The organism is Bradyrhizobium sp. USDA 4473, from assembly GCF_054063335.1.
This window is the reverse complement of sequence record NZ_JBSSGE010000001.1, coordinates 2,184,536-2,210,569: the sequence shown is the minus strand read 5'-3', so window position 1 is coordinate 2,210,569 and position 26,034 is coordinate 2,184,536. Positions and strand designations below refer to the sequence as shown.

The 26,034-nt window shown below is 65.1% G+C and carries 23 protein-coding genes and 1 tRNA gene; 14 read left to right on the top strand and 10 right to left on the bottom strand.

The annotated features are described in order from the left end of the window. Positions 1-225 precede the first annotated feature (225 nt). Positions 226-2,061: a di-heme-cytochrome C peroxidase gene (locus ACVW17_RS10280; RefSeq protein WP_456751774.1), complete on the top strand. Its 1,836-nt coding sequence runs from the start codon at positions 226-228 to the stop codon at positions 2,059-2,061. Positions 2,062-2,122: 61 nt separating this feature from the next. Here the strand turns inward: ACVW17_RS10280 and ACVW17_RS10275 are convergent, their stop codons facing one another. Beyond that, on the bottom strand, positions 2,123-3,658 hold the full coding sequence (locus tag ACVW17_RS10275; RefSeq protein WP_456751773.1) for an aspartate ammonia-lyase: 1,536 nt from the start codon (positions 3,656-3,658) through the stop codon (positions 2,123-2,125). 273 nt (positions 3,659-3,931) lie between these two features. Between ACVW17_RS10275 and ACVW17_RS10270 the strand changes: the two genes are divergently transcribed. Continuing rightward, a complete protein-coding gene (locus ACVW17_RS10270; RefSeq protein WP_456756392.1) occupies positions 3,932-4,681 on the top strand; it encodes a hypothetical protein in 750 nt (249 codons plus the stop codon). Positions 4,682-4,880: 199 nt separating this feature from the next. Here ACVW17_RS10270 and ACVW17_RS10265 read toward each other — a convergent pair whose 3' ends face one another. The 3 genes from ACVW17_RS10265 to ACVW17_RS10255 all read right to left on the bottom strand — a co-directional run bounded on the left by ACVW17_RS10265 (position 4,881) and on the right by ACVW17_RS10255 (position 7,558). Beyond that, positions 4,881-5,720 carry a tetratricopeptide repeat protein gene (locus ACVW17_RS10265; RefSeq protein ID WP_456751772.1) on the bottom strand — a complete coding sequence of 280 codons (840 nt, stop codon included), beginning with the start codon at positions 5,718-5,720 and terminating at the stop codon, positions 4,881-4,883. Positions 5,721-5,860: 140 nt separating this feature from the next. After that, positions 5,861-5,937: transfer RNA gene (locus tag ACVW17_RS10260), tRNA-Arg, on the bottom strand. A 115-nt stretch (positions 5,938-6,052) separates the two neighbouring features. Further along, complete coding sequence (locus tag ACVW17_RS10255; protein ID WP_456751771.1) at positions 6,053-7,558, bottom strand: flavin-containing monooxygenase; 1,506 nt, start codon at positions 7,556-7,558, stop codon at positions 6,053-6,055. 84 nt (positions 7,559-7,642) lie between these two features. Here ACVW17_RS10255 and ACVW17_RS10250 point away from each other — a divergent pair, with 84 nt between their 5' ends. From ACVW17_RS10250 to ACVW17_RS10240, 3 genes are all read left to right on the top strand, one after another. After that, a complete protein-coding gene (locus ACVW17_RS10250) occupies positions 7,643-8,293 on the top strand; it encodes a TetR/AcrR family transcriptional regulator (RefSeq protein WP_456751770.1) in 651 nt (216 codons plus the stop codon). A gap of 204 nt (positions 8,294-8,497) precedes the next feature. Continuing rightward, entirely contained in the window at positions 8,498-9,595 is a 1,098-nt protein-coding gene (locus ACVW17_RS10245) for a helix-turn-helix transcriptional regulator (protein ID WP_456751769.1), read from the top strand. A gap of 205 nt (positions 9,596-9,800) precedes the next feature. Continuing rightward, entirely contained in the window at positions 9,801-10,439 is a 639-nt protein-coding gene (locus ACVW17_RS10240) for a hypothetical protein (RefSeq protein ID WP_456751768.1), read from the top strand. 71 nt (positions 10,440-10,510) lie between these two features. On the opposite strand, the gene ACVW17_RS10235 is transcribed toward ACVW17_RS10240, so the two are convergent. The 3 genes from ACVW17_RS10235 to ACVW17_RS10225 are packed head-to-tail and all read right to left on the bottom strand — an operon-like array spanning position 10,511 to position 12,185. Next, on the bottom strand, positions 10,511-10,933 hold the full coding sequence (locus ACVW17_RS10235) for a CAP domain-containing protein (RefSeq protein WP_456751767.1): 423 nt from the start codon (positions 10,931-10,933) through the stop codon (positions 10,511-10,513). Positions 10,934-10,954: 21 nt separating this feature from the next. Beyond that, complete coding sequence (locus ACVW17_RS10230) at positions 10,955-11,188, bottom strand: hypothetical protein (RefSeq protein WP_456751766.1); 234 nt, start codon at positions 11,186-11,188, stop codon at positions 10,955-10,957. Then, positions 11,169-12,185 (bottom strand): 2-dehydropantoate 2-reductase, encoded by a 1,017-nt coding sequence (locus ACVW17_RS10225; RefSeq protein WP_456751765.1) that lies wholly within the window; start codon positions 12,183-12,185, stop codon positions 11,169-11,171. The genes ACVW17_RS10230 and ACVW17_RS10225 overlap by 20 nt, the downstream gene beginning before the upstream one ends. A gap of 160 nt (positions 12,186-12,345) precedes the next feature. Between ACVW17_RS10225 and ACVW17_RS10220 the strand changes: the two genes are divergently transcribed. After that, positions 12,346-12,966 carry a YidB family protein gene (locus ACVW17_RS10220; RefSeq protein WP_456751764.1) on the top strand — a complete coding sequence of 207 codons (621 nt, stop codon included), beginning with the start codon at positions 12,346-12,348 and terminating at the stop codon, positions 12,964-12,966. Between the two features lie 36 nt (positions 12,967-13,002). Further along, positions 13,003-13,281: a GlsB/YeaQ/YmgE family stress response membrane protein gene (locus ACVW17_RS10215; protein ID WP_021080200.1), complete on the top strand. Its 279-nt coding sequence runs from the start codon at positions 13,003-13,005 to the stop codon at positions 13,279-13,281. A 183-nt stretch (positions 13,282-13,464) separates the two neighbouring features. On the opposite strand, the gene ACVW17_RS10210 is transcribed toward ACVW17_RS10215, so the two are convergent. Beyond that, positions 13,465-14,247, bottom strand: a complete 783-nt coding sequence (locus tag ACVW17_RS10210; protein ID WP_456751763.1) for an SDR family NAD(P)-dependent oxidoreductase — start codon at positions 14,245-14,247, stop codon at positions 13,465-13,467. Positions 14,248-14,351: 104 nt separating this feature from the next. Further along, entirely contained in the window at positions 14,352-15,113 is a 762-nt protein-coding gene (locus ACVW17_RS10205; RefSeq protein ID WP_456797087.1) for an N-acyl homoserine lactonase family protein, read from the bottom strand. A gap of 193 nt (positions 15,114-15,306) precedes the next feature. Between ACVW17_RS10205 and ACVW17_RS10200 the strand changes: the two genes are divergently transcribed. The 7 genes from ACVW17_RS10200 (at position 15,307) to ACVW17_RS10170 (ending at position 23,495) form a co-directional block, all read left to right on the top strand. Further along, positions 15,307-16,935 carry an AMP-binding protein gene (locus ACVW17_RS10200; protein ID WP_456797086.1) on the top strand — a complete coding sequence of 543 codons (1,629 nt, stop codon included), beginning with the start codon at positions 15,307-15,309 and terminating at the stop codon, positions 16,933-16,935. A gap of 15 nt (positions 16,936-16,950) precedes the next feature. Beyond that, the gene (locus ACVW17_RS10195; RefSeq protein ID WP_456751760.1) at positions 16,951-18,165 is read left to right on the top strand and encodes an ABC transporter substrate-binding protein; all 1,215 of its coding nucleotides are present in this window, start codon (positions 16,951-16,953) and stop codon (positions 18,163-18,165) included. A gap of 44 nt (positions 18,166-18,209) precedes the next feature. Next, complete coding sequence (locus tag ACVW17_RS10190) at positions 18,210-19,343, top strand: NADH:flavin oxidoreductase/NADH oxidase (protein ID WP_456751759.1); 1,134 nt, start codon at positions 18,210-18,212, stop codon at positions 19,341-19,343. Between the two features lie 2 nt (positions 19,344-19,345). Beyond that, positions 19,346-20,188 (top strand): IclR family transcriptional regulator, encoded by an 843-nt coding sequence (locus ACVW17_RS10185; protein ID WP_456751758.1) that lies wholly within the window; start codon positions 19,346-19,348, stop codon positions 20,186-20,188. Between the two features lie 230 nt (positions 20,189-20,418). Beyond that, positions 20,419-21,486 (top strand): acyl-CoA dehydrogenase family protein, encoded by a 1,068-nt coding sequence (locus tag ACVW17_RS10180; RefSeq protein WP_456751757.1) that lies wholly within the window; start codon positions 20,419-20,421, stop codon positions 21,484-21,486. Between the two features lie 30 nt (positions 21,487-21,516). Further along, on the top strand, positions 21,517-22,677 hold the full coding sequence (locus tag ACVW17_RS10175) for an acyl-CoA dehydrogenase family protein (RefSeq protein WP_018269158.1): 1,161 nt from the start codon (positions 21,517-21,519) through the stop codon (positions 22,675-22,677). Positions 22,678-22,694: 17 nt separating this feature from the next. Next, a complete protein-coding gene (locus ACVW17_RS10170; protein ID WP_018269159.1) occupies positions 22,695-23,495 on the top strand; it encodes an enoyl-CoA hydratase/isomerase family protein in 801 nt (266 codons plus the stop codon). A 160-nt stretch (positions 23,496-23,655) separates the two neighbouring features. Here the strand turns inward: ACVW17_RS10170 and ACVW17_RS10165 are convergent, their stop codons facing one another. After that, a complete protein-coding gene (locus ACVW17_RS10165; RefSeq protein WP_456751756.1) occupies positions 23,656-25,770 on the bottom strand; it encodes an acetate--CoA ligase family protein in 2,115 nt (704 codons plus the stop codon). Between the last annotated feature and the right edge of the window lie 264 nt (positions 25,771-26,034).

Here is a 26,034-nt window from a genome sequence, read left to right as displayed (position 1 = left end):
CTAGCCGCAGGTCGCGATGCGCGCAAATGTCGCCACCGTCGCGATGCCGCAAGTGAACTGGCTCACAGCCAGTCAATATTTCCTTGGCAACATTTCCGTTGGTAGACCAAGCGCCGCTACTGTAGGATGGCGCGCAGCGCACTACACGCTTAGCGCGAACCTGTTTTCGGCGAATCTTAATATCTCATCCATATCACGCGCGGGTACCGCGAATTGGGGACGGGCATGCCTCGCAAGACGATCTTTTTTATCGGACTGTTGGTTGTCGCCGGCCTGCTCTACTTCAAGGACGATATCGAGACGGTGGCGAGCGGCTTCCACGTCAAGGTCGTCGACTACCAGCCGCCGGCAAAGACGGTGTGGCTGGAGCAGAATGTCACCGCGGCACAGCTACGCTGGTTCTATCACGCCGACCAGGGCACGCGGACCTTCGGCATTCCGCTGAAATGGTTCATGGCGCTTGAGCAGCCGACGCTGTGGCCGCTGTTCGGCGCGGCACCGCGACTCAGCGAGACCAATTATCTCGGCCGCTTCGGCTTTATTCCCGACACCGTGATCCCGGGCAGCCCGGATGCGCTGCCGATCGGCTTCGCCCCGAGCTCCCCGATGACCGATGCCAACGGCGCGCCCTGGCGCAACCCGCACACGAAAGAGGATATGCACGGGATCGGGCTGACCTGCGCCGCCTGCCACACCGGAAGCTTCAGCTATCGCGGCACCGAGGTCGTGATCGATGGCGGGCCGGCCAACACCAATCTGTTCGAATTCCAGAAGAGCATCGGCGTCTCGCTGCTGCTGACCCGGTTCTGGCCGGGCCGCTTTGCACGCTTTGCCGACGACATCCTCGGAAAGGAGGCCAGCCGCGACGAACGCATGGCGCTGCGCGGCCAGCTCGATCTCGTGCTGAAGCAATACGCCAACATCAACGCGCTGGAGACCAAGGTCGCCGCCAACAGCGTCGAGGAAGGCTACGCACGGCTCGACGCGCTGAACCGGATCGGCAACCAGGTGTTCTCGATCGACCTCAACAACCCGAACAACTATGCCGCGCATTCGGCGCCGGTGCATTTCCCGCGAATCTGGAACGCACCGTGGTTCAGCTGGGTGCAATACGACGGCTCCATCATGCAGCCGATGGTCCGCAATGCCGGCGAAGCGCTCGGCGTCAGCGCCGAACTCAATCTGCTCGACGAATCGAAGGGCCTGTTCAAATCGAGTGCGCGGATCGACGTCCTGCACGAGATGGAGCGAATGATCGCTGGCGAACCGCCAAGCGAGGACAAGGGCTTTGACGGCCTGGCATCGCCGAAATGGCCCGAGAACATCCTGGGACAGATCAACATGCCGCTCGCGACAGAGGGCGGCAAACTCTACAAGAAGCACTGTGAGGGCTGCCACGGCCCGGCGATCAACAGCAAGGCGCTGCCGCAGGACGAAGCCTTTGCACTGTTCAAGGACAAGAAGCGCTGGATCAAGAACGACGCCGGCCAGTCGCTGCTCGACGTCGAGATGATTCCGATCAGCCATATCGGCACCGACAGTGCTCAGGCCGAAGGCCTCAGGAGCCGTACGGTCGAGACCCCGGCCAATCTGAAGATCAGGGACGGCAGCTTCGGGCCGGCGCTCGGCGAACTGGTCGAGAAGACGGTCGACTACTGGTATGACCAGAACAACACCCCGGCGGAAGATCGCAAGCGCATCAGCGGCTACCGGGCGAACGAGATCCAGGCGCCGCTCGCCTACAAGGTCCGGCCGCTCAACGGCATCTGGGCGACCCCGCCCTACCTGCACAACGGGTCGGTCCCGACCATCTACGCGCTGCTGTCGCCGGTGAAGGAACGTCCCTCGATCGTCTATCTCGGCAGCCGCGAGTATGACCCGAAGGATCTCGGCTACGTCTCCGACAGCAAGATCAAGAACGTGTTCGCGCTCGACACCGCCAAGCGCGGCAACAGCAATGCCGGGCACGAATTCTCCAACGAGAAGGGCACCGGTGTGATCGGACCGAGGCTCGAGGAAGGCGAGCGCCGCGCCCTGATCGAATTCATCAAGACGCTGTGACATCGGTAGGTGGCCAGACCTCCCCGCTTGCGGTGGAGGTCGGGTCATTCCTTCGGCGCCCTCAGCTCTTCGGCACCGGCTGCCGGCGTGCCGGGCGGGTCATGGCTTCCAGCTCGAGCAGCTGGTTGAGCTGCTCCTCGGTCAGAAGCTTCTCCTCCAGCACGATGTCGGCGACCGAGCGGTTTTCCTTCAGCGCGCGACGCGCCACGCGGGAGCTCGCCTCATAGCCGAGCGCCGGCGCCAGCGCCGTGATCAGGCCGATCGAGCCCTGCACCAGGCTGCGGCAGCGCTCGCGATCGGCCTCGATGCCTTCGACGCAGCGCCTGGTCAGCGTATCGATCGCCGCCGTCAGCATGCGCAGCGAACTCAACACGCAATAGCCGATGGTCGGCTCGAAGGCGTTGAGCTGGAGCTGGCCGCCTTCGGCGCACATCGTCACCGTGAGATCGTGCCCGATCACGAGGAAGGCGACCTGATTGACCACTTCGGGAATCACAGGATTGACCTTGCCGGGCATGATCGACGAGCCGGCCTGCACCGCCGGCAGCCGGATCTCGCCGATGCCGGTGCGCGGCCCCGACGACAGGAGACGGAGGTCGTTGCAGATCTTCGACAGTTTCACCGCGACGCGTTTCAGCACGCCCGAGAACAGCACGAAGGCGCCGAGGTCGGAGGTCGCCTCGATCAGGTTCGAGGCCAGCACCATCGGCTGGCCCGACAGCCGCGACAATTCCTCGACCGCAAGCGCCGCGTAGCGCGGGTCGGCGTTGATGCCGGTACCGATCGCAGTGGCGCCGAGATTGACCTCGCGGAACAGGCTTGAGATCTCGTTCAGACGCGCGACGTCCTCCTTCACGGTAGCGTGGAAGGCGTCGAACTCCTGGCCGAGCGTCATCGGCACCGCGTCCTGGAGCTGGGTGCGGCCCATCTTCAGGACATCGGCAAACTCCACCGCCTTGCCCTTGAAGGCATAGGCCAGATCATCGAGCGCGCGCACCAGCGGCTGGGTGGCAAAGATCACCGCGAGCCGCAACGCGGTCGGATAGGCGTCGTTGGTCGACTGCGCCATGTTGACGTCGTCGTTCGGATGCAGCGTGTGATAGTCGCCGGGCTTCTTGCCCATCAGCTTGAGCGCGACGTTGGCGATCACCTCGTTGGCGTTCATGTTGGTCGAGGTGCCGGCGCCGCCCTGGATCGCATCGACGACAAAGGACTCGGCGTAGACCTTCTCGGTTGCGACCTTGGTGCAGGCCGCCTCGATCGCATCGGCCTTCTCGCGCGCGAGATAGCCGAGGCGCCTGTTGGCGCGGGCGGCCGCCTGCTTGACCAGCGCCAGCGCGCGGACGAATTCCGGGAAATGGCCGACCGGCACGCCGGTGATCGGAAAGTTCATCGCCGCGCGCTTGGTGTGGATGCCCCACAGCGCATTGGCCGGCACCTCGTCCTCGCCGAGCAGATCGTGCTCGGTGCGCGACTGCGCCTGCTCGATCGGCACGGTACGGACGGTCGCGATCGCAAGCTCGCTGACGCCGCCGCTATCGCCGGAAGGTGGCGCGGTGCCTGCGGTGTTGGCGGTTTCAACCTTCGATTCGGCCATCGATCCCTCCGTTGCCTGCTGCAACCTCGTCGTCAGCGAAGGCCGACATGATGCGCCCGACCGGCATCGAAAGCCAATGCCTGTCGGCAAAGTCTTGCACACCGGCGAGCCGAACGAGGCAAAAAAAGCAGCGCCGCGCCGGCCATCGAAGACTTTGCCTTATCTCTCATGATAACAACAACTTATAGCTCCATGCCGCGGTTCGCCCGGCAGCCGCTGCGGCTGCTTTCTCCGTCCCGTCATCGCGTGCTAGATCAGCATCAACTGGCGCAGATGCGCCGCGACATCGAACGAACCAAGGGCCAGGCCGTGTCCAACAACAACGAAGCGATAGCGATCAAATTCCGCTGCCCGGCGGAGCTCGAGGGCAAGATCCCGCCGCCGGTGCCGGCGTCATTGGGTCTCCCCGGATGGCTCAAGGCGATGCCGACGCAGGCCTTCAATACGATGAGCAATCGCGAAGAGGACACCGTCAAGCGCTGCCCGCCATTCGTCGATGCGATGACGTCGGGTTTCCTGATGCCGCTGGTCTGCGATCTCAAGGTCGAGAACGGCGAGATCACATGGGACAACGATCTTCCCGCCGGCGGCGCGCTGGAATTCCCGCGCTCGCCGATCGGATTCCACGACGAAAGCCAGGTGATCGGCTCGCCGCTGTTCGAGGCCGACCGCCTCCTCATCAAGTTCGTCAACCTGTGGACCATCGAGGCGCCGCCGGGCTACTCGCTGTACTTCACCCATCCGGTCAATCGGTTCGACCTGCCGTTCACCACGCTGTCCGGCATGGTCGATTGCGACCTGTTTCACGACAGCTGGGTTCATTTCCCCGCGCACTGGCACGACACCAATTTCAGAGGCGTCCTGCCCAGGGGCACGCCGGTTGCGCAATGCTTCCCGGTGAAGCGCGAGAACTGGGTCGCCCAGACCGCGGCGATGACCCCGGATGAAACGTCGCGCGCCCAGGAGCTGTCCAACAGGATGGCCCGCGAGCCCGGCGTCTATCGCCGCCAGTTTCGGAGCTAGGCGCGCGCGTCGTTGCGAGCCACCTAGCTCTGCATCCGTCGCCGTCGTCCCGGCGAAAGCAGGACGACACCGACGATGTGGCGCGATCCTGTCATCACCCGCGAAAGCGGGTGATCCAGTATTCCAGAGACAGCAGTGCTTGAGTGGAGAAGCCGCGGCGTACTGGATCGCCCGGTCAAGCCGGGCGATGATAGCTGTGCTAACTCAAAAACTTCGCGAACGCGCTGCGACGGAAGAAGAAGCGGCCATGCGATGACATGATCAGCGCGGCCGTGGTGCGGCCGATCATTTGCGGGCGGCCGCGCATCGCCAGACGCAGATTGGCTTCGCCGGCGTTGCGATCGCCCATTTCCAGAAGACTGGCGGAGAAGCTCAGGCGTGTCAGCGGGTCGTCGGGGCGCTGCGCCACCACCTGACTGTAGAGATCCGCCGCAGCGGCATATTCGCCGTCGAGCAGCAGCACGCGCGCGAGCGCGGCCAGAACATCGGGATGTCCCGGCGCCGCCGCGCGCAGCTTCTCCAGCATCTCGCGCGCGCGGCCGCGCTCATTGCGCTGAGGCAACAGCTGCGCGAGCAGGAGCTGGAATTCGAGGCTCCCGGGCGCGAGAGCAAGCGCGCTCTCAAGCACGGCAACCGCCTCGTCGATGCGGCCGGCCGCGTGCAATTGCCCTGCCAGCGCCTGAAATGAAGGCAGATATGGCGGCCGCCGCGCGGTGGTTCGCCGCAACAGATCGATCGCCTCGTCCTGGCGACCGGCGCCGCCGAGCGCCGCGCCGAGCAGGGTCTCGAGGCCGGGATCCTCGACGCGGCGCGTGGCGCGCTCGAGCGGCGCGATCGCCTCCTCGTTGCGGTTCTGGATCATCAGCGCCCGGGCCAGGATCGATGCCGCGCCGACATCGTTGCGGTTTGCCTTCAAGACCTCCGCCGCCAGCCGCTCGGCCTCAATGATCTGCCCCATCTGCAATGCGACGATGGCGCGTTGCAGGACCGGGGACGGGCTGGGCCCGCGATTGGCTGAAGGAGGCGGAGGTTTCGGCATGCGATCCGTCACGAGAACATTGGCTCAGCCGTTATCATCGCCGCCGACCGAGCGTCCAGCGAAACCCGCCAACGCAGTTGCCGGAACCTGGCCTCGTGGGGACATTGCGGTATTGGAAGGGCCGATTGCGTTTGGCGGACTGGCGATCCCGGGAAGACTCGAACTTCCGACCTACGGTTTAGGAAACCGTCGCTCTATCCGGCTGAGCTACGGGACCGCGAACCCGCGGCGAAGCATGCGGGGTGCCATCCCATAGCAGAGGCGAGGCGTGATCGCCAGCCCGCGCCACATCGGGCGCGCGAAGTTGCCCGGAGTTTCGCTGTTTCTAAGTGCTACGCCACCTGCCGTGCCGAGCCGGATGCCGGAGTCACCGCCGCCGCCCGGCGCGGCGGCAGAAACTCGATCGCCTCATCCTTGAGCGAGCCGAAGCGCAGCGTCATGATATCGAGCGCATAGTTCTGATAGAGCCGCCACGGCCGGCGCGAGCCCTGCTTGGGGAACCTGGCCGCCGCACGCTGGATATAGCCCGAGGAGAAATCCACCCAGGGCAGTTCGGCGACATCAGGATCGTTCCGCCGCGGCGTGACTTGCGCGTAGCCATTCGTCTTCATGTGGTTGAGCATTCGGCAGACATATTCGCAGGTCAGGTCGCATTTCAGCGTCCAGGATGCGTTGGTGTAGCCGAACGCGGCGGCGAGGTTCGGCACGCCGGAATACATCAGCCCCTTGTAGTTCATGGTTTTGGACAGATCGACCGGCGCGCCGTCGACCTTGATCTCGAGCCCGCCGAGCACCTGGAGATCGAGGCCGGTTGCGGTGACCACGACATCGGCGTCGAGCACACTGCCGCTCCTGAGCTTGATACCCTCACGCGTGAAAGTCTCGATCTGGTCGGTGACGACGGAGGAGGCGCCGCTGCGCAAGGATTGAAAGAGATCGCCGTTCGGCACCAGGCAGAGCCGCTGGTCCCACGGATTGTAGCGCGGCGTGAAATGGGTGGCGACGTCGTAGTCGGGGCCGAGCGCGTGGCGCACGCCGCCCAGGATCAGCTTCTTCACCCGCTCCGGATCGCGCTTGCAGAGCCGGTAGAAATACATGCCGAACAGCACGTTCTTCCAGCGCGTGAGGCCGTAGGCGAGTTTTGCCGGCAGCCGCGCCCGCAGCCAGTTGGCGACCTTGTCCTCGTCCGGACGCGCCACGACGTAGGTCGGCGAACGCTGCAACATCGTGACATGGGCTGCGGTCTTGGCCATTTCCGGCACCAGCGTCACCGCGGTCGCGCCGCTGCCGATCACCACCACCTTCTTGCCGGCATAGTCGATGTCGTCGGTCCATTGCTGCGGATGGACGACGCGGCCGGCGAAATCGGCGATGCCGGGGAAGTCGGGCGTGTAGCCGTGCTCGTATTTGTAGTAGCCGCTGCACATGAACAGGAAGCCGCAGGTGAAGCGCTCGATCGTCTTCTCCGGCCCGCGCTCGACCTCAACCGTCCATTGCGACTCCGCCGACGACCAGTCGGCGCGCACGACGCGGTGGTTGAAGCGGATGTTTTTGTCGATGCCGTGGACGCGCGCGGTCTCGCGCACGTAATTCAGGATCGAGGGACCATCGGCGATCGCCTTCGGCTCGGTCCACGGCCGGAACGAATAGCCGAGCGTGTACATGTCGGAGTCGGAGCGGATGCCGGGATAGCGGAACAGATCCCAGGTGCCGCCGATGCAATCGCGGCCTTCAAGGATAGCGTAGCTGCGGTCCGGGCAATTGGCCTGCAAATGATAGCCGGCGCCGATGCCCGACAGGCCCGCGCCCACGATCAACACGTCGAAATGAGCGGACATGCCCTGACCCTCCCGTGACAGTATTGACAATGCCAATTGTCAGATAGCTTGACATCTGACAATGCATCGTGTCAATAGGCTTTCATGGCAAGCAGCCGGAAAGCCCGCCTCTACGGCGGCATGGACGCCGAGGAACGCCGCGCCGAACGACGGCTCAAGCTGATCGATGCGGCGATCGAGGTCTATGGCGAGGTCGGCTATCGCGGCGCGACCGTGAAGGCGATCTGCGAGGCGGCCGAGCTCACCGAGCGCTATTTCTACGAATCCTTCGCCAACAGCGAGGCGCTGCTGATCGCGGCCTATAATCATGTCGTTGGCCACCTCCACGAGGAGATGACGGCGGCCGCCGCGTCCGGCAGTGACGATCCCGAGGCAAGGCTGCGCGCTGCGCTGACGCTGTATTTCACGCGGCTGAAGCAGCACCCGAAGCCGGCGCGGGTCTTCCTGCTGGAGATTTCCGGCATCAGTCCCGCGGTCGATGCCGTCAAGCTCGACGCGCTGCGCGTCTTCAGCGACATCCTGGTCCCACCGGCACGCGATCCGAAAGGCAGCGACAGGGGCGCTGCGGCCACGCTGCTCTCGATCGGCATGGTCGGCGCCGTGATCTCGATCGCGCTGCGCTGGGTGTCGAAGCAATATCCGCAGGCCGTCGAGGATGTCGTCGCGATCGCGGCCAGCTTCTGCCGCGTGGCGCTGGCCGAGGCCGACCTCCGTGAGGATGGTCACTCATCGTAGCGGCCGGATCGTACCAGCCGGCCGGCCTCGCCGATTTTCGATCATGTTTCGCCAAACTCTGTGGGCACGCCCGCTCGGCATGTGATCGATTTCACTTGCATGTCGGCGGGCCCGGGTTCTCTTATGCCCGGTACCGGGCGAAAGAGGCGCGACCTGTTTCGCTTTACGAAACAAGCAAACTCTGCATAGGGCGGAGCTGAACCTTTGGTCGACCTGCACAGGCTTGACGATGTGACCGCGCGCCTCGGCGACGTGGTGCTCGATCCGACGACCTGGCCGTCCTTCATGGACGAGGTCTGCGCCGCCGTCGGTGCGACCGGGGCTGCGATGCTTCAGAGCGATATCCGCACCGAAGACATCCCGCGCACGGAATCGATCACCGACTATTTCACCAAGACCTACTTCCCCAATAACCTGCATTTGTCCGACATCCGCGCGGCGCGCGGCGTGCCGCTGATCCTCGCCGGCACCAACGTCATCACCGATGCGGACCTGTTCGAGTCCGAGACCGACATGTTGCGCGATCCGCTCTACGCCTCGCTCGGCGAGTTCGGATTGAAATGGTTTGCCGCCATCGGCTTTCGCTCCGGCCCGGCCTTGTGGGGACTGACCATCCAGCGCACGCCGAAGGAGGGCATGTTCGACGCCGACGAGGTCAAGGCGCTCTCGCGGGTGTCGGCGCGGCTGACCGAAGCGGCGACGCTCTCCGCCGCCGTCGGCCGTTCCGCGTTGTCGGGCATCACCAGCGCGCTCGACCTGATCCAGGTCGCGGCAATCGCCGTCGGCCGCTTCGGCGCCGTCATCGGCATGAACGGCCAGGCGGAAGCCTGCCTGGGCCACGACCTTGCGATCCGCAACAACCGTCTCACCCTGCTCGACCGGCAGGCCAACGCCGATCTGACCAGGCTGATCGATCAACTGGCCCACAGCTCGGACCTGCACCCGCTCCCGTCGTCGCCGATCGTGGTGCGCAGGATCGACAAACGGCCGATCGTGATCCAGATGCAGCCGGTGCCTCCTGCCGCGCGCTCGCCCTTCCTGGGCGCGCGCGCGATCCTCCTGATCCGCGATCTGGAAGGCAGCGCCGCGTTCGATCAGGCACTGCTGGCGGCGACCTTCGAGCTGACGCCGGCACAGGCGCGGCTCGCGACGCGGCTCGCGCGCGGCGATTCAGTCGAAGCGGCCGCGCAGGAAGCCGGCATTGCCCTCGCCACCGCGCGCAATCAGCTGAAGACGATCTTCCAGAAGACGGGCACGCATCGGCAGGCCGAGCTCGTCGCATTGCTGCACCGCGTGAAGTGAACGATTCAAGTCGAATTGTTCCGATGGTCATTCGGCTTCGGATCAGAATTCTTTAATTATTTCAATACCGCGCGGCTGTGTTCCATCAGACACAGCGGCTGGCGTGGCGGTCCACAGGCGCGCAAAATCGTGGGGTTCCCGGGGTGACAAGCGTCACTAAAATGGCGACAATCTGCTCACTCTGTGTCGTTCGGATTTGGTTGCAATGTCCGTGATGCCGTCACGATCATCGACGTTGGCTGTTGCCGTTTTCGTCGCCGCCTGCGCGCTGACGACGAGCGCGCACGCACAATGGTGGCGCAGCGCCCCGAAGGACTTCGAGGATTGCGCCGACCTCGCCGAGAAGGCGAAGACCAGGGAAGACAGGACCGCGCAACTTGCCGATTGCAACGCCAAGTTTGCCGGACGCCGCAAGCCAGGCGGTGGCTACACCTATTACGACTTCATGCAGGATCGCAGCTTCGACATCGCCGGCCCCAACCCGACGCCGGACGAGCAGAAGAAGATCGACCAGGAATATACCGGCTATCTCGAGAAGGAGCGCCGCTCGAGCATCGTCGCGGCGTTCAACGCCAAGCAGCTGGAGCGGCAGGAACAGCAGCAGCCGCAGATTCAGCAGGCGTCATTGCAGAGCGAACCGGCGAAAGTCCCCGTGCCGGTCGCAAGGCCGACCAAACCGCGGGCCGCGGCCACTCCTCTTCCCCGGGTGCGGCCGCAGGCGGGGAGCTGCGTGAAAGGCACGTTCTCCTGCGAATGGCCGCGGCTTTCCGAGGGGCTGGATGGCTTGAAGAAGCTGTTCACGCCGGCCTCGCCGACACCAACCAAGCTGGCCAAACGAAACTAACGTCTCTTCATCGTCGACGCGTTTTCTTCACGCGAACCGGGATCCACTTCGCTCGAAAACGCTACGCTGCGTCAGTCGGTGATCACCATCGCCCAGAACCTGCGGTACGGCGACTTCGGATTGTCGACGAACGCGACGCCGACGCGCTTGGCGCCCGGCATCAGCAGGTTCTCGCGATGGCCCGGCGAATTCTCCCACTGCTTCAGCATCTCGGCGAAGGCGATGAACCCGGCACCGATATTCTCCGCGGCGCGTTGCTTCTTGAGCGGCGCGATGCGCCTAAAGAAGCTGCCGTCCGCGGAATGGCTGACCGAGCCGGTCGCCGACATCGCCTGCGCCTGCTTCAGCGCCATCGCATTCAGCTTCGCGTCGAGCGTCACCGCGGGCATGCGGTTGGCACGCCGGTAGGCACTGATCGAACCGGCATAATCGGCGGCGCCGGCCGTCGTGCTGACGCCGAGCACGAAGGTGAGCGCGAGGACGAGCGGCTTCATTGAGATCTTCTCTGCGGTGGATCAGCGCGCGCGACTGCGCTTGTGGTGGCGATGCGTGACCGGTTTGCGCGCAGCCATGGCCGATCGGCTCGTTGCCGCGGCAGCCGCCGCGCGCTGCTCCTGCAAGCGCGCATCATAGCCCGGCGATGGTGCCACGGTCGGCGGCGCCGCGCGCGCCGGGCCCAAGCCCAGCGCAACAAGCATGAGCAGCATGATGCAAGATCGTTGCATGATGTCACCTCCTCGGTTGTTCATCGCGGATCTGCTCCGGCGTCAGCCCGGGCGATCCCTTGCCGTCGGCCTCCGCCTTCCGGATCAGCGTGATGATCCGGCGCGACAACGGAGCCTGAAGGCCGCGGCGATCCGCGATCGCAACGATCACGCCTTGCAGATAGTCGATCTCGGTGCGGCGCCCGCGCTGCAGGTCTTCCCACATCGAGGAGCGCGCCTCGGGGTCGATCTTCATGGTGCGGCCGAGCAGCACGTCGAACAGCGCGTCCGGCAGCCGCAACAAAGGCGGCATCCAGCTCGACGGCAGCGGCGTCGGCGACACCGGCGCGATGCCTTCGGCGCGCACCGCGGCCAAGCCTTCGGCCATCTGGTCGGCGAACAATTGTCGCCAGCCGCGCTGCGCGAGCTGTCGTCGTAGCGGAATATTGGACAGCGCATTGAGCGCGTTGTTGAGATTGACGATCAGCTTGCCCCACTGCACGCCATCGATATTGGAGGTCGCCTTGATCGCAAGGCCCGGCACCGAGAGCCGCGCCGCAGTGCCGGAATCATCCCGCGCGATCACGATGTCGCCTGAGGTCGAGCGATGGAAGCGCCCATCGCCGAGCGCGACCACGTTGAACGGCACCATGCCGCCGAGCACCTTGCGGTCCGGCAGGCGGTCGCGCAGCAGCGGCAGGTTGCCGACGCCATTTTGCAGGCTGACCACCGCGGCGTCGGCGGGTGCGTGGCGTGCGATCAATTCCGCGATCTCTCCGGTATCGGCGCTCTTCACCGTCACCAGCACGGTCTGGGCATCGCGCAGCACTGCCGGATCGTCGGACAGAATCAGCCGGTCGGCAGATACCATCCGCTCCGAGCCGTCGAAACTGCTGAGCCGCAAGCCGTTGCCCGTGATCTCCTGGATCAACCGCGGCCGCGCCAGCAGCGCGACGCGACGACCCTTAGCCGCGAGCATACCGCCGACGAAACAGCCGATGCTTCCGGCGCCCGCAATCCCGATTGGCCGGTCCGCGTTCATCTGGCTAAACGTCCGCTCATCAAGTCTCTAGCGGACGTCGATAGCAGACCTGGGGTTGCCTGCCTATTCGATGCGCCGCGGCCCGGGTGGTCCGCCTTGTAACCGTCATGGGCCGAAGCTATGTTTCCGGCTCGGGGCACGGTTGCGGCAGGAGACGATCATGGGTCTACTCGACGTACTCAACGGCATGCAGAACGGGCCCCGCGGTCCGAGCGCGCCGAGCACATCATCCGACAGCTCCAGCGGCGGCGGGATGTCGCCGATGACGATGGCCATCCTGGCGCTGCTCGCCTGGAAGGCGGTCAAGCATTTCTCCGGCGGTCAGCCGGGTGCGGGCGAGCCTGAGCCGAAGCCGGCGCAAGCGCCGTCGCTGCCCGGCAACGTCACCGCGAGCCTGCCCGGCGACACGCCCCTGCCCGGCGGCGCCAGCGGTGGCGGGCTTGGCGATCTGCTCAAGGGCGGCCTGGGCGGACTTCTCGCCGGCGGCGCGGCCGGCACGGTGCTCAGCGGCGGCCTCGGCGATCTGCTCAATCAATTGCAGCAGAAGGGCCATGGCGATGCGGCCAATTCCTGGGTCAGCAACGGGCCCAACAAGCAGATCGCGCCCGGCGATCTCGCCAACGCGCTCGGCGCCGACCAGATCGACTCGCTGGCGTCGCAGAGCGGCATGTCGCGCGACCAATTGCTGCAGGGCCTCAGCCAATACCTGCCCGACGCGATCAATCATCTGACGCCGGACGGCCGGCTGCCGAGCGGCGACGAGCTGAACCGCAGGCTTTAGCGGCAGCGTTGATTCCATCTGAGGAGGACGACAGTCATGGGCGGCATCATCTGGGTCATCATCGTCGGCTTTGTCGCGGGGATCATCGCGCGGTTCCTGTCACCGGGGCCGAATAATCCAAGCGGCTTCATTCTCACCACCGTGCTCGGCATCGCCGGCGCGTTTCTCGCGACCTTCATCGGCCAGGCGATCGGCCATTACGGCCCCGAACAAGGCGCCGGCTTCATCACCGCCACGATCGGCGCGCTGGTGGTGTTGTTCATCTGGAATCGGCTGGTCGCGGCGCGCGTGATCCCGGATATCGGCAACAAGTGACGGCGAAGGCGCCATCCCGGAGAGATGCATCACTCTGACTTGCTCAGTGTCATCACCCGCGCATGCGGGTGATCCAGTATTCCAGAGACTGCAGTGCTAGAGCCGAGTGGGCGCGGCGTACTGGATCGCCCGGTCGAGCCGGGCGAGGACAGCGGTAGATGAGGATATAGCCTCACATTCGGCTCACTGAATGAGATGCATGCCGGCATCCATGCGGACGAACTCGCCGGTCATGTTGCTCGACGCGGGGCTGGCCAGGAAGCAGACCAGATTGGCGATGTCCTCGGCGGTCGAGGCAACCTTCAGCGGCACCCGCGCGACCACGGCATCGCGCACCTGCTTGGCGCCATCAGCGCCGCGGCCCTTGGTGAACCAGGGCGTATCGATATAACCCGGGCATACCGTGTTGACGCGGATCAACGGTGCCAGCGCGCGCGCCAGCGACTGCGTCATGGTGTTGAGCGCGCCCTTGCTCGCGGCATAGGCGACCGACGAACCGCCGCCGGAAATGCCGGCGACCGAGGAGACGTTGACCACCGCCGAGGGACGGCCGGAGGTCTTGGCGCCGGCTTCGAGCAAAGCGCGCGCGGCACGGACCATCTGGAACGGACCGATGGTGTTGACTGCATAGATGCGCTGAAAATCCTCCGCGGTCAGGCCGTCGAGATCGTGATGCGGCACATGCTTGGTGGTGCCGGCATTGTTGACCAGCACGTCGAGGCGGCCCCAGCCCTGCGCAGCGGCGGCGATTGTCTTGCAATCCTCATCGCGCGAGACGTCGCCCTGCACCACCAGCACCTCGGCGCCCTGCTTGCGGCAGGCTTCCGCGGTCGCCTCGGCTTCCGCCTTGCTGTTGGAATAGTTGATGATGAGGCGCGCGCCCGGCGTGGCGAGGATTTGCGCAGTCGCGGCGCCGAGTCCCGACGCCGACCCCGTCACGATCGCGCACAAACCATCCTTGGACATCTGCATTTTCCTTGTTGTTGTAAGCCAGATGATCTCCGGCGGTGGCACACCATATCGCGCGGCACAGCATCTGCAAACAGCGCGAAGCTCTCAGATACGAGGCCTCACGTATACGCGTTCGGCCCCTTTTGCAGGCCGGCCCACTGCGCCTCGTCATGGCCGCAGATGATCTTGACGCCCGACGCCTCGAGCCTGGCGATCTCGTCGAGCGATTTCAGGAATTGATCGACATCGAGGCTGTTCCGGGGCGAGACCCGCTGGTCGAGATTGGCGCGCACGCTGAGCGCGTCGGACGCCAGCAGATATTCGCCGCTCTTGTCGAGCTTGACCAGCGCGCCGGTCGTGCCCTTCGAATGTCCCGGCAGCGGGATCAGCGTCAGTTTGCCATCGCCGAACACGTCCATCTGCCGATCGAAGATCTCCATCTTCAGCGGATGATCCCAATCCGCCTTGATGTATCCGCGATCGAACGCGTTGTCGGCATTCGCGGCCTCGATCTCGAGCGCGTGGACGAAGATCGTCGCCTTCTTGAAAAAGGCGTTGCAGCCGCAATGATCGGTGTGCAGGTGAGAGCAGATCACCACGTCGATATCATCAGAACCAAGTCCGACGGCCTTCAGGCTCGTCAGCACGTGATCGTCCGCCGGCATGATCGGGCGCATGTATTTGGCGAGCATGCCGAGCCGCCCCTCGGGATCGGTGGCGACATCGGGATGGCATCCGGTGTCGAACAGCACGTTGCCCTGCGTATGCCGCAACAGCACGCAGGACACCGGAAGGTCGATCGTCTCGCCACGCGGCGCATCAGGCAGATAGGTCCGCTTCGACATCTGCAGACGGCCGCCCGACAACATATGCATCTTCATCTCGTTACCTCCCGATTCGCCTTCAAACTACATATGAGTTTTTTGGAAACTCATAACGGATTTGACAGCACGTTACTCGCCCCTATAGCTTCCGCGCAACGCCGCGATCGCGGCAACGCGCTCAACGAAGCAGCACCCGCAGGCCGGCATCGTTGACGTCGACCCGCGGCCGTCAGGGGAAACATTCGCGACGATGTACACCGTCTTCAACGTGTTCGCTGCGACCGCAGATGCTGCGGCGTTCAAACCCTTTCTCTGCATTCCCGCGCGTCCCAACCGCACATACTTTCCCGACGGCGTCGAACTGTCCTATGGCGACATTGCGCGGCAGGTCTGCGCATTGCGCGACCGGTACCGCACGTCGGGCTTCGGCCATGGACATCGCGCCTGCCTGCTGCTGGAGAACCGGCCCGATTTCATCGTGCACTGGCTGGCGCTCAACAGCCTTGGCGTCTCGATCGTCCCGATCAATCCGGCCTATCGCGCGGCGGAAATCGAATATCTCATTGCGCATGCCGAGCCCGATTTGATCGTCACGCTGCACGGTCAGACGGAGTTGCAGAAGGCGTTGACCAGCGCGGTGCCCGTGCTTGAGGTGTCCGGTGATGACCTCGGCGCGAGCCTGGCGCAAATCCCGTTTGCCAGGCGGCCGCCACCGCGTACCGGCGAACCGGGAAGCGAAACCGAGGCCGCCCTGCTCTACACCTCGGGCACCACGGCGCGGCCGAAGGGCTGCATCCTGACCAACGAATACGTGGTCTCGACCGGCCGCTGGTACGTCAGCCACGGCGGCGAGGCGACGTATCACATGGGAACGGAGCGTCTCTACAGCCCGCTGCAGCTATTCCACATGGCCGGCCTGACGCTGACTCCGATCGCGATGATGCTGACCGGCGGCTGCCTGATCCTCCCCGAACGCTTCAACGCGAAATTCGCCTGGCGCGACATCGTCGCGTGCCGCGCCAGCGTACTGCACTATCTCGGCGTGATCGTCGCGGCCTTGCTGGCGCAGCCGGAAACGCCGGACGAGACAGCGCATGCGCTGCGCTTCTCGATGGGCGTCGGCGCCAATCCCGAGCAGCGCGCGCGGGCCCGCGACCGCTTCGGCATCGCCTTCGTCGAGGGCTGGGGCATGACCGAGACCGGACGCAGTCCGTTCAACACCATCGAACCGCGCCACCTCGAGACCAACACGATCGGCCGCAGCGCGCCCGGCCTCGAAATGACGATCCTCGATGCCGACGGCCATGCGCTGCCGCCGGGCGCGGTCGGCGAACTCTGCGTGCGCCATTCGGAAGCGACGCCGCGGCGCGGCTTCTTCTCCGGCTATCTGAAAGACCCCGAGGCCACCGAGCACGCCTGGCGCGGCGGTTGGTTTCACACCGGCGACAGCGCCTGGCAGCATCCGGATGGCGCCTTCGTGTTCGTCGACCGGTTGAAGCATCTGGTCCGGCGCGCCGGCGAGAACATCTCGGCCGCCGAGGTCGAGGCCGTGCTGACGACGTCGCCGCTGGTCAAGCAGGCCGCGGTTGTTGCCGCGCACGATCCGATCCGCGACGAAGAGGTCGCGGCTTTCATCGTGATCAACGATGGCGCTGACGCTTCCCACAAGCTTGCGCAGGACATCTTCCGTTTCTGCCGCGAACGCCTGGCGCCGTTCAAGCTGCCGGCGTGGATCGCCTTCGTGGCCGAGCTGCCGCTGACCTCGACCAACAAGATCCAGAAGCACGTGCTGCTCGGCGCCGACAGGGACCCGCTGTCGCATCCGGGCATGATCGACCTGCGACAAGACAAGACCAAGGCCATAAGGCAATCGAACTAGAGGAAACCAGGGACAATGACACCGAGTTACGGATGGATCGCCGCGAGCGCTGCAATCCTCTCAGTCGCCTTCGCCGCGCCATCGCACGCGCAGATCTCCGACGACATGGTCAAGATCGGCGTGCTGACCGATCAGGCCGGGCTGTATGCCGACGCGGCCGGCCCCGGCGCGGTCGAAGCGGTCCGGATGGCGATTGCGGATTTCGGCGGCAAGGTGCTGGGCAAGCCGATCGCGATGGTCGATGCCGACCATCAGAACAAGGCTGATATCGGCGCCGGCATCGCGCGGCGCTGGTACGAGCAGGAGAATGTCGACGTCATCGTCGATTTCGCCAATTCCGCGGTCGCCTTCGCGGTGCTCGAGCTCACCAAGCAGAAGAACAAGGCGATGCTGGTGTCGTCGGCCGGCTCTTCAGACCTGACCGGAAAGGGCTGCTCGCCGAATTCGGTGCAATGGACCTACAACACCTATGCGCTCGCCAACAGCACGGTGCGGGCGCTGGCCAAATCAGGCGCCAGGAGCTGGTACTTCGTCACGGTCGACTACGCCTTCGGCCACGCCTTGCGCAACGACGCCGCCAAGACCGTGGAGAAGGTCGGCGGCAGCATCGCCGGCGAAGTGCGGCATCCGCTCAACAGCATGGATTTCTCGTCCTATCTGCTGCAGGCCCAGAGCTCGAAGGCCGACGTGATCGCCTTTGCCAACACCGGCGGCGACCTCGCCAATTCGATCCGGCAGGCGCAGGAGTTCGGCATGGCGCAGAAGCAGAAGCTCGCAGCCTTCCTGATGCAGACCAGCGACATCCACGCCATCGGTTTGCAGGCCGCCCAGGGCCTGCAGCTCGCGACCGCGTTCTACTGGGATCTCGACGACAAGACCCGCGACTTCGCCGCGCGCTTCATGGCCAGGACCAAGAAGCGGCCGACCATGGTGCAGGCCGGTCTCTACTCCGCGGTCATGACCTATCTCAAGGCGATCGAGAAGTCCGGCACCGACGACGGCCCCAAGGTGATCGCGCAGATGAAGGACATGCCGATCGATGATTTCTTTGCCCGCAACGCATTCCTGCGCGAGGACGGCCAGCTGATCCACGACATGTATCTGGTGCAGGTGAAATCGCCGGCGGAATCCAAGGGCGCCTGGGATTACGAGAAGCTGGTTCAGGTCATTCCGGGCAAGGAAGCGTTCGCGACATCAGAGGAAAGCGCCTGTCCGCTGCTGAAGAAATGATGGCTCTGACGAATCCGCAAACCACAAGCAAGGCTGGACATCGCATGACCGAACTGCCGCTGCTGTTTACCCCGCTGCGACTGCGCGACCTCGAACTGAAGAACCGGATCATGGTCTCGCCGATGGCGACCTATTCGGCGCGCGAGGGACGTGCCACCGATTGGCACACCGCGCATATCGGCAAGCTCGCCGCCGGCGGCGCTGGTCTCGTGTTCGTCGAGCAGAGCTCGGTGAACACCCAGGGCCGCATCACCCATGGCTGCCTCGGCATCTGGGATGATGCGCATATCGCCGACCATGCCGCCCTCGCCGCGCTGATCCACGGTTTCAACGCCAAGGCCGCGATCCAGATCGCCCATGGCGGCCGCAAGGGCTCGTCGCAGCGGCCGTGGGAAGGCGGCAATCCGCTCGGCGAGGCCGACATCAAGGCGCGCGGCGAAGGCCCGTGGCAGATCGCGGCCTCGAGCGGCATTCCGTTCGATGAGGGCTGGCCCGCGCCGCAGATGATGACGTCAGAGCAAATCGACGCCCTGGTGGATGACTACCGCCAGGCGTTCCGCCGGGCCAGGGCCGCCGGATACGACGTCATCGAGCTACACTGCGCGCACGGCTATTTGATGCACTCGTTCCTGTCGCCGCTCGCTAACAACCGCAACGACGAGTATGGCGGCTCGCGCGAGAACCGCATGCGCCTGCCGCTGCGGATCGCCGCAATCATGCGCGAGGAATGGCCGGATCATCTGCCGGCCTTCGTTCGCATCTCGTCGGTCGACGGCGTCGACATCGGCTGGTCGATCGAGGACTCGGTTGCGTTTGCGCGCGAGTTGAAGGCGATCGGGATCGACATGGTGGACTGCTCGTCGGGCGGCATGAAACTGCCGCGCGGCAATTCGCTGGTGTCGCGCACCCCCGGCTTTCAGGTGCCGTTCGCCGAGCGTATCCAGAACGAAGCCGGCATCCCGACGGTGGCGGTCGGGTTGATCCGCGAGCCGGACTACGCCGAAGCCATCTTGCGGGACGGCAAGGCGACGCTTATTGCGCTCGGCCGCGAACTGCTGTGGAATCCGAACTGGCCCGCGCAGACCGCACTTGCGCTCGGCTGCGATCCCGAGTGGACCAGTTGGCCCGAGCAATATGGCTGGTGGCTGAAGCGGCGAGTGGCACAGCAGGGACGATAACGATGCCGGTGGCGAAGAAAGATGCAGCGACGACCGACGTGGCTGCCGGCGCCCGGTCTTTCGATTTTCCCGGCGATACCTCGCGCGACCTGCCGAAGATGGACAATGCGGTCAAGTCGGCGCGGCGCGTGTTCGACGTACTCGAATTCTTCGAGGAGCACCAGCGCGCCGCCTCCGCCATCGAGGTCGCCGCCGCGCTGAAATTCCCGCAATCCAGTACCTCGGCGCTGATGCGGACCATGACCGCATTCGGCTATCTGCACTACGACACCAGCCGCCGCACCTATATCCCGACGCCGCGGATCTCGATGCTGGGGCACTGGCTGAGCCCGGCGCTGTTCACCAGGGGGCGCCTGGTCAATTTGATGGAGGAGCTCTCCGCGCGGACCGGCGAGACCATCATGCTCGCAGTGCGTAACGGGCTCAGCGCGCAATATGTCCATATCATTCAGGCCAAGCTGCCGATGCGGCTCTATGTCAAGGCCGGAACGCTGCGGCCGCTGGCACGCTCCGCGTCGGGTTACGCGCTGCTGTCGGCCTACCCGGACAAGGAGGTCCGCCGCCTGGTGCGCCTGATCAACGCCAACGAGACCCGGCCGGACCGGCATGTCGACATCAAGGCCCTCATGCTCGAGCTGAAGAAGGTCCGCGCCAAGGGGCATGCCTTCTCGCTCGGCCTGGTCACGCCGGGCGCCGGCGCCGTTGCCATGAACCTGCCGCCGATTGCTGAGTCGAACGAGCCGCTGGTGCTGTGCGTGGCCGGACTGAACGACGCGCTGGTCACCCAGGAGACCGAATTCGCCGACCTGATGCGGAAAGCGATCGAGTTTCATCTGGCGGACTGAACTGATGTCACCGACCGATTTACGATCGCGCGTGGCATACAAAACGAGGCGCGGCAAAGTTCACTCTGCGGAATTCATGTGCCGCGTCCGGCTTCATGCCGTCCGCGCAAGTGGCCCTGCGGGCAGCGCTTGTCACGGCTATGGCTTTTCCCCATCATTGAGCGCAAGACAACATCGCAAGCAGGGCACGGCCGAACGGCCGGCCCGAGCCAATCAACACGAGGAACGCTGTGGCGGAGAGTGAGAACATCGTCGCCGAGACCGCGGAAAAGATTTTCGCCGATCTCGCGGATGCCCAAACCATCAATCACGACAAGCAGGGCGCATGGAAAGCGCCGCTGTGGCAGGCGCTGACCGAAGCCGGCCTGCCGCTGTCCTGGGTGCCCGACGATCTCGGCGGTTCCGGTGCCAGTCTCGCCGAAGGTTTCAGCGTCCTCAATGTCGCCGGACGACATGCGATCGCTGTTCCGCTGGCCGAAACGATGCTGGCCGGCTGGCTGCTGACGCAGGGCAAGATCGCATCTCCCGAAGGCGAGATGACGGTCGTCCCGGCGAGCCCGAAGGACCGCGTCACGGTTGGCGCCGACGGCTCGCTCTCCGGCCGCGCCCGCGGCGTGCCGTTCGCGAAAGACGCAAAGCATTTTGCCGTGCTGGCTGATGGCAATGGTGGCGTGTCGGTTGCGCTGGTCGATGCCGCGAAGTGCCGGATCGAATCCGGGATCGGCCTTGGCGGCGATCACAACGACACCGTCACGCTCGACAAGGTGCAGCCGGTCACCACCAAGCCCGCGCCCAAGGGTTTTGACCAGACCACGCTGATGCTGATGGGCGGCGTGGTACGCAGCCTGCAGATCGCGGGCGCGCTGGAAGCGATGCTCGACATCTCCGTGCGCTACTCCAACGAGCGCGTCGCCTTCGAGAAGAAGATCTCGAAATTCCAGGCGGTGCAGCACAACCTCGCGCGCCTCGCCGGCGAAAACGCCGCGGCGCTGGCCGCCGCGACCTCGGCGGCGGATACCATCGTCAACGCGACCTCGCTCAATACCGACGCGGTGTTCCTCGAGGCGGCGTCGGCAAAAATCCGCTGCTCGGAAGCCGCCGAGAAGGGCAGCGGCATCGCGCATCAGGTGCATGGCGCGATCGGTTTCACCATCGAGCACATCCTGCACCGCTACTCGCTGCGCGCATTGGCATGGCGCGACGATTTCGGCTCGGAGAGCTACTGGGCGGTCGAGCTCGGCAAGCTCGTCGCCGAACGTGGCGCCGATGAATTGTGGCCGCTGGTGGCTTCGCGCTGAGATCAGGCAGAAAGATCAGGACTGGACATCATGACCGCAGCCCTTCGTTTCGATCCGATCCGCCTGCCGGAGAAATGCGAGCAGCTCCGCAAGGAGGTGCGCGCCTTCCTCGCCGAGGAGATCGCCGCCGGCACCTTCGATCCGCACGCGCCCAACCGCGAGGACAATGATGCGCCGGAATTCTCCCGTCGCGTCGGCGCCAAGGGCTGGCTCGGCATGACCTGGCCGAAGAAGTATGGCGGCCAGGAGCGCTCGTTCCTGGAGCGCTACGTCGTCACCGAGGAGATGCGGGTGGCGAATGCGCCGACCCGGCGCTTCTTCGTCGCCGACCGCCAGAGCGGCCCGGTGCTTTTGAAATACGCGCCCGAGCACATCAAGATGGATATCCTGCCGCGGATCTGCCGCGGCGAGGTCTGCTTTGCGATCGGCATGAGCGAGCCGAACTCCGGCTCCGATCTGTTCGCGGCGAAGACCCGCGCGACCAAGACCGACGGCGGCTATCTGATCAACGGCACCAAGATCTGGACCTCGTCGGCGCACATCGCCGACTACATGATCGCGATCTTCCGCACCTCGCCGCCGACCAAGGAAAACCGCCGCCACGGCCTGACCCAGTTCCTGGTCAAGATGAAGCAGCCGGGCATCCAGGTGAATCCGATCGGCCAGATCACCGGCCAGTTCGAATTCAACGAGGTGGTGTTCACCGACTACTTCGTGCCCGACGATCACGTGCTGGGCGAAGTCGACGGCGCCTGGAAACAGGCGACGTCAGAGCTTGCGTATGAGCGGAGTGGCCCCGAGCGCTTCCTCGAAACCTATTACGTGCTCACCGAGCTGGTGCGCGCGGTCGGCAAGAACCCGGACACCCGCAGCGCCGAGGGCATCGGCCGGCTGGTGGCGCAGGTGCACACCATGCGCCGCATGTCGGTGTCGGTTGCGGGCATGTTGCAGGCCGGCAAGGAGCCGGTGGTGGAGGCCTCGATCGTCAAGGACATCGGCACGGTGTGGGAGCAACAGCTGCCGCATCGCGTGCGCGATCTCGCGGCGTTCGTCGAGGAGACCGCGACCAACCGCGAGACGCTGGAGAAGCAGCTCGATTTCGCCATCAAGACCGCACCCAAGCTGACGATCCAGGGCGGCACCACCGAGGTGCTGCGCGGCATCATCGCCCGCGGACTCGGCTTGCGCTAATTCAAAGAGGACAGATCATGACCAAGTACACTGATATCGGCGTCGAGACCCACGGCCATGTCGGCCTGATCGAAATCCGTAAACCCCCGCTGAACTTCTTCGACGTCGCGCTGATCAACCAGATCGCCGACGCGCTGGAGGAGTTCGACAACAACATCGAGATCCGCGCTTCGGTGCTCGCAGCCCAGGGCAAGGCGTTCTGCGCCGGCGCCAATTTCGGCGATCCCGCCCGCCAGGAGCAGGAAGAGCGCGCCAAGTCTGATCCGGCCTCCAACCTGCCGATCAACCATCTCTACGTTCAGGCGGTGCGCATCTTCCGCAACAAGAAGCCGATCGTCGCGGCGATCCATGGCGCCGCGATCGGCGGCGGCCTCGGCCTTGCGGTCTCCGCCGACTTCCGCGTCGCCTGCCCCGAGGCCCGCTTCTCCGCCAACTTCACCAAGCTCGGCTTCCATCCGGGCTTCGGCCTCACCACGACGCTGCCGGAGCTGATCGGCAAGAACAATGCCGAGCTGATGTTCTACACCAGCCGCCGCGTCACCGGCGAGGAAGCCTATCGCTGGGGACTCGCCAACGTGCTGGTGCCGCAGGACCAGGTGCGGGCTGAAGCGATGAAGCTCGCGCAGGAGATCGCCGAATGCTCGCCGCTCGGCCTGGTCTCGACCCGCGCCACCATGCGCGCCGGCCTCGCCGACCGCGTGCTCGCCGCGACCAACCATGAACTCGCCGAGCAGACCAAGCTGCGCGCCACCGAAGACTTCAAGGAAGGCGTCAAGGCCACCGCCGAGCGCCGCGTCGCCAACTTCAAGGGGCGGTGAGCGCCGAGCGGCACTCTCTCCACGGGTCGTCCCGGCGAAGGCCGGGACCCACAACCACTGAACTGAGTTGTAAGGAACGCCGACGCCGCTTGTGCCTCTTTCGTCGGCCGCGGCGTATGGGTCCCGGCCTTCGCCGGGACGACGTTGAGGAGATAGCGGGCTAATCCCTCGGCACCACCAGCGCATCGACGATGGTCACGCCCTGCCCCTCGGGATGCACCAGCACCGGATTGAGCTCGATCTCGGCGATCTGGTTCGCATGCTGCGCTGCCAGCACTGAAATCTGCGAGATCAACCGCGCCAGCGCTGCGACATCCGCCTTCGGCGCACCGCGGAAACCGTGCAGCAGCGGCGCGGCCTTCAGCGTCTCCAGCATCGCGGTCGCCTCGGCCCCGCTCACCGGCGCCGGGCGATAGACCACATCCCTGAACAGCTCGGTGGTGATGCCGCCGAGCCCCACCATCACCATCGGTCCGAAGGTGGCATCCGTCATGGTGCCGACGATGATCTCGACGCCCCTCTTCGCCATCGGCCCGACCAGCACGCCCTGGATCGCAGCGTCCGGCCGCCGCCTCTGCACGCTCTCCAGCATGTCGCGATAGGCCGTGAACGCCGCGCCCTTGGCTGAGATGTTGACGCGGACGCCGCCGACCTCGCTCTTGTGCGCGATGTCAGGCGATTGGATCTTCATGACAAGTGGAAACCCGGCCCGCTCGATCGCGGCATCGAGCCCGTCGCGATCGGTCACCAGCACCTCGTCCGGCAACGCGATCCCCGCCGCGCGCAGCAGCGACTTGCTGTCATATTCGGAGAACGTCTTCGCTGCGAGATGCGCGGAGAGATCGCGCGCTTGCGACGCAGATGCCGCCATCTCGGGCGCGGGCTTGAAGCCGGCATAATCAGCCAGCCGCCGCATCGCGACGCCGACATGGGTCAGGCCCGACAGCACCACCACGCCCGATTTCGCCAGCTCCTGTCGCGCAAACGACGACGGCAGCGTATAGGAGTAGAACACCACCGGCTTGTGCTGCGCTGATATCACCGGCTTCAGCTCTTCTTCCTTGAACGGCATCCGCGTCTCGCTCGACAGCGACAGCACGACCAAGGTCGCGTCGACCTCGTCGGAAGCGTTGAACAGTTCGATGCTCTTCTGCAGGCCGCCGGAGGAGACGCCCTGCGCGGTCACGTCGACCGGATTGCCCGCCGCGCCATAGGACGGCATCCATTGCTTGATCTGGCTCTGGATCTCGGCCGACAGCTCCGGCACGCGCAGGCCCTGCATCGAGACGGTATCGGCGCCCCAGATGCCCGCTCCGCCGGACACCGTCAGCACCGCGACGCGGTCGCCTTTCGGCAACGGATTGGTGGTGAGGACGGCGGCAATCGTCACCGCCTCGTCGAGGTCGTTGGAGACGATGAAGCCGTATTTCGCGAACACCGCATCATAGGCCGCCGACCAGCCCGCCATGCTCGCGGTGTGCGAGGCCGCGGCGCGCTCGCCGGCGCCGGAGCGGCCCACTTTAGTTACGATGACGGGCTTCCTGAGCTCTGCCGCGCGCTTCGCCGCCGCCAGGAACTTGTCGACGTCGCGGATGCCCTCGATGAACAGCAGGATCACGTCGGTCGAGGCATCCTGCACCATGTAGTCGAGGAACTCGCCGGCACCGAGATCGCTTTCATTGCCGGCGCTGACCACATAGCTGAGCGCGACGCCGAGCGCCTTGGCGCGATGATATATCGCAAAGCCGATGCCGCCGCTCTGCGCGACGATGCCGATCCGCCGCTGGCTTGCGACCAGGCCGGGCGCATCCGGCTTGACGTCGACGGTCGGGCTGAAGGTCGCGGCGACCTTCTGCACCTGGCTGTAGAAGCCTTCGGCGTTCGGACCGGAGATCCGCATCCCCGTCCGCTTCGCGAGCGCGACGATGGCATCCTGCATCGCTGCGCTGTCGCCGCCCTCCTCGGCAAAGCCCGAGGAGATGATGACCGCGTTCTTGACGCCGGCGGCCGCGCACTGCTCCAGCGCCGGCAGCACCGCACGCGCAGGGATCACGATGACCGCGAGATCGATCGGCGCGCCGATCTCGGCGACCGACTTGAAGCATCTCAGCCCGTCGATCTCCTCATAGTTCGGATTGATCGGATAGAGCCCGCCCGGATAGCCGTTCTTGCGCAACATTGCGAGCAACCGCCCCGGAATCTTCTCGTGATCGCGCGAGGCGCCGATCAGCGCGATGCTTTTGGGCGCGAAGAAGGAATCGAGCGGATGCGGCATGGGGCGTTCCGTTGTTGTTATTATGAACCACGATATTGAATAGCGGCCATTCGCTCAATCTTTCCCCGTCATCCTGAGAAGCGCGTAGCGCGTCTCGAAGGATGAACGGCCCGGCCGGTGGCCATCGATCCTTCGAGACGCCGCTTCGCGGCTCCTCAGGATGACGGATTAGGGAACGTGTAGCCCGGATGGAGCGCAGCGCAATCCGAGGACGGCTTATCCGCCCACAGCGTAAACCCGGATTTCGCTTCGCTACATCCGGGC

What these genes read in the sequence shown, in the direction of transcription:
- ACVW17_RS10280 (WP_456751774.1), top strand. Translation starts at nt 226, where the DNA reads ATGCCTCGCAAGACGATCTTTTTTATCGGACTGTTGGTTGTCGCCGGC.
- ACVW17_RS10210 (WP_456751763.1), bottom strand. Translation starts at nt 14,247, where the DNA reads ATGTCCAAGGATGGTTTGTGCGCGATCGTGACGGGGTCGGCGTCGGGA.
- ACVW17_RS10200 (WP_456797086.1), top strand. Translation starts at nt 15,307, where the DNA reads ATGTACACCGTCTTCAACGTGTTCGCTGCGACCGCAGATGCTGCGGCG.
- ACVW17_RS10215 (WP_021080200.1), top strand. Translation starts at nt 13,003, where the DNA reads ATGGGCGGCATCATCTGGGTCATCATCGTCGGCTTTGTCGCGGGGATC.
- ACVW17_RS10275 (WP_456751773.1), bottom strand. Translation starts at nt 3,658, where the DNA reads ATGGCCGAATCGAAGGTTGAAACCGCCAACACCGCAGGCACCGCGCCA.
- ACVW17_RS10190 (WP_456751759.1), top strand. Translation starts at nt 18,210, where the DNA reads ATGACCGAACTGCCGCTGCTGTTTACCCCGCTGCGACTGCGCGACCTC.
- ACVW17_RS10235 (WP_456751767.1), bottom strand. Translation starts at nt 10,933, where the DNA reads ATGAAGCCGCTCGTCCTCGCGCTCACCTTCGTGCTCGGCGTCAGCACG.
- ACVW17_RS10175 (WP_018269158.1), top strand. Translation starts at nt 21,517, where the DNA reads ATGACCGCAGCCCTTCGTTTCGATCCGATCCGCCTGCCGGAGAAATGC.
- ACVW17_RS10265 (WP_456751772.1), bottom strand. Translation starts at nt 5,720, where the DNA reads ATGCCGAAACCTCCGCCTCCTTCAGCCAATCGCGGGCCCAGCCCGTCC.
- ACVW17_RS10165 (WP_456751756.1), bottom strand. Translation starts at nt 25,770, where the DNA reads ATGCCGCATCCGCTCGATTCCTTCTTCGCGCCCAAAAGCATCGCGCTG.
- ACVW17_RS10185 (WP_456751758.1), top strand. Translation starts at nt 19,346, where the DNA reads ATGCCGGTGGCGAAGAAAGATGCAGCGACGACCGACGTGGCTGCCGGC.
- ACVW17_RS10225 (WP_456751765.1), bottom strand. Translation starts at nt 12,185, where the DNA reads ATGAACGCGGACCGGCCAATCGGGATTGCGGGCGCCGGAAGCATCGGC.
- ACVW17_RS10230 (WP_456751766.1), bottom strand. Translation starts at nt 11,188, where the DNA reads ATGAACAACCGAGGAGGTGACATCATGCAACGATCTTGCATCATGCTG.
- ACVW17_RS10205 (WP_456797087.1), bottom strand. Translation starts at nt 15,113, where the DNA reads ATGAAGATGCATATGTTGTCGGGCGGCCGTCTGCAGATGTCGAAGCGG.
- ACVW17_RS10170 (WP_018269159.1), top strand. Translation starts at nt 22,695, where the DNA reads ATGACCAAGTACACTGATATCGGCGTCGAGACCCACGGCCATGTCGGC.
- ACVW17_RS10220 (WP_456751764.1), top strand. Translation starts at nt 12,346, where the DNA reads ATGGGTCTACTCGACGTACTCAACGGCATGCAGAACGGGCCCCGCGGT.
- ACVW17_RS10255 (WP_456751771.1), bottom strand. Translation starts at nt 7,558, where the DNA reads ATGTCCGCTCATTTCGACGTGTTGATCGTGGGCGCGGGCCTGTCGGGC.
- ACVW17_RS10250 (WP_456751770.1), top strand. Translation starts at nt 7,643, where the DNA reads ATGGCAAGCAGCCGGAAAGCCCGCCTCTACGGCGGCATGGACGCCGAG.
- ACVW17_RS10270 (WP_456756392.1), top strand. Translation starts at nt 3,932, where the DNA reads ATGCGCCGCGACATCGAACGAACCAAGGGCCAGGCCGTGTCCAACAAC.
- ACVW17_RS10240 (WP_456751768.1), top strand. Translation starts at nt 9,801, where the DNA reads ATGTCCGTGATGCCGTCACGATCATCGACGTTGGCTGTTGCCGTTTTC.
- ACVW17_RS10195 (WP_456751760.1), top strand. Translation starts at nt 16,951, where the DNA reads ATGACACCGAGTTACGGATGGATCGCCGCGAGCGCTGCAATCCTCTCA.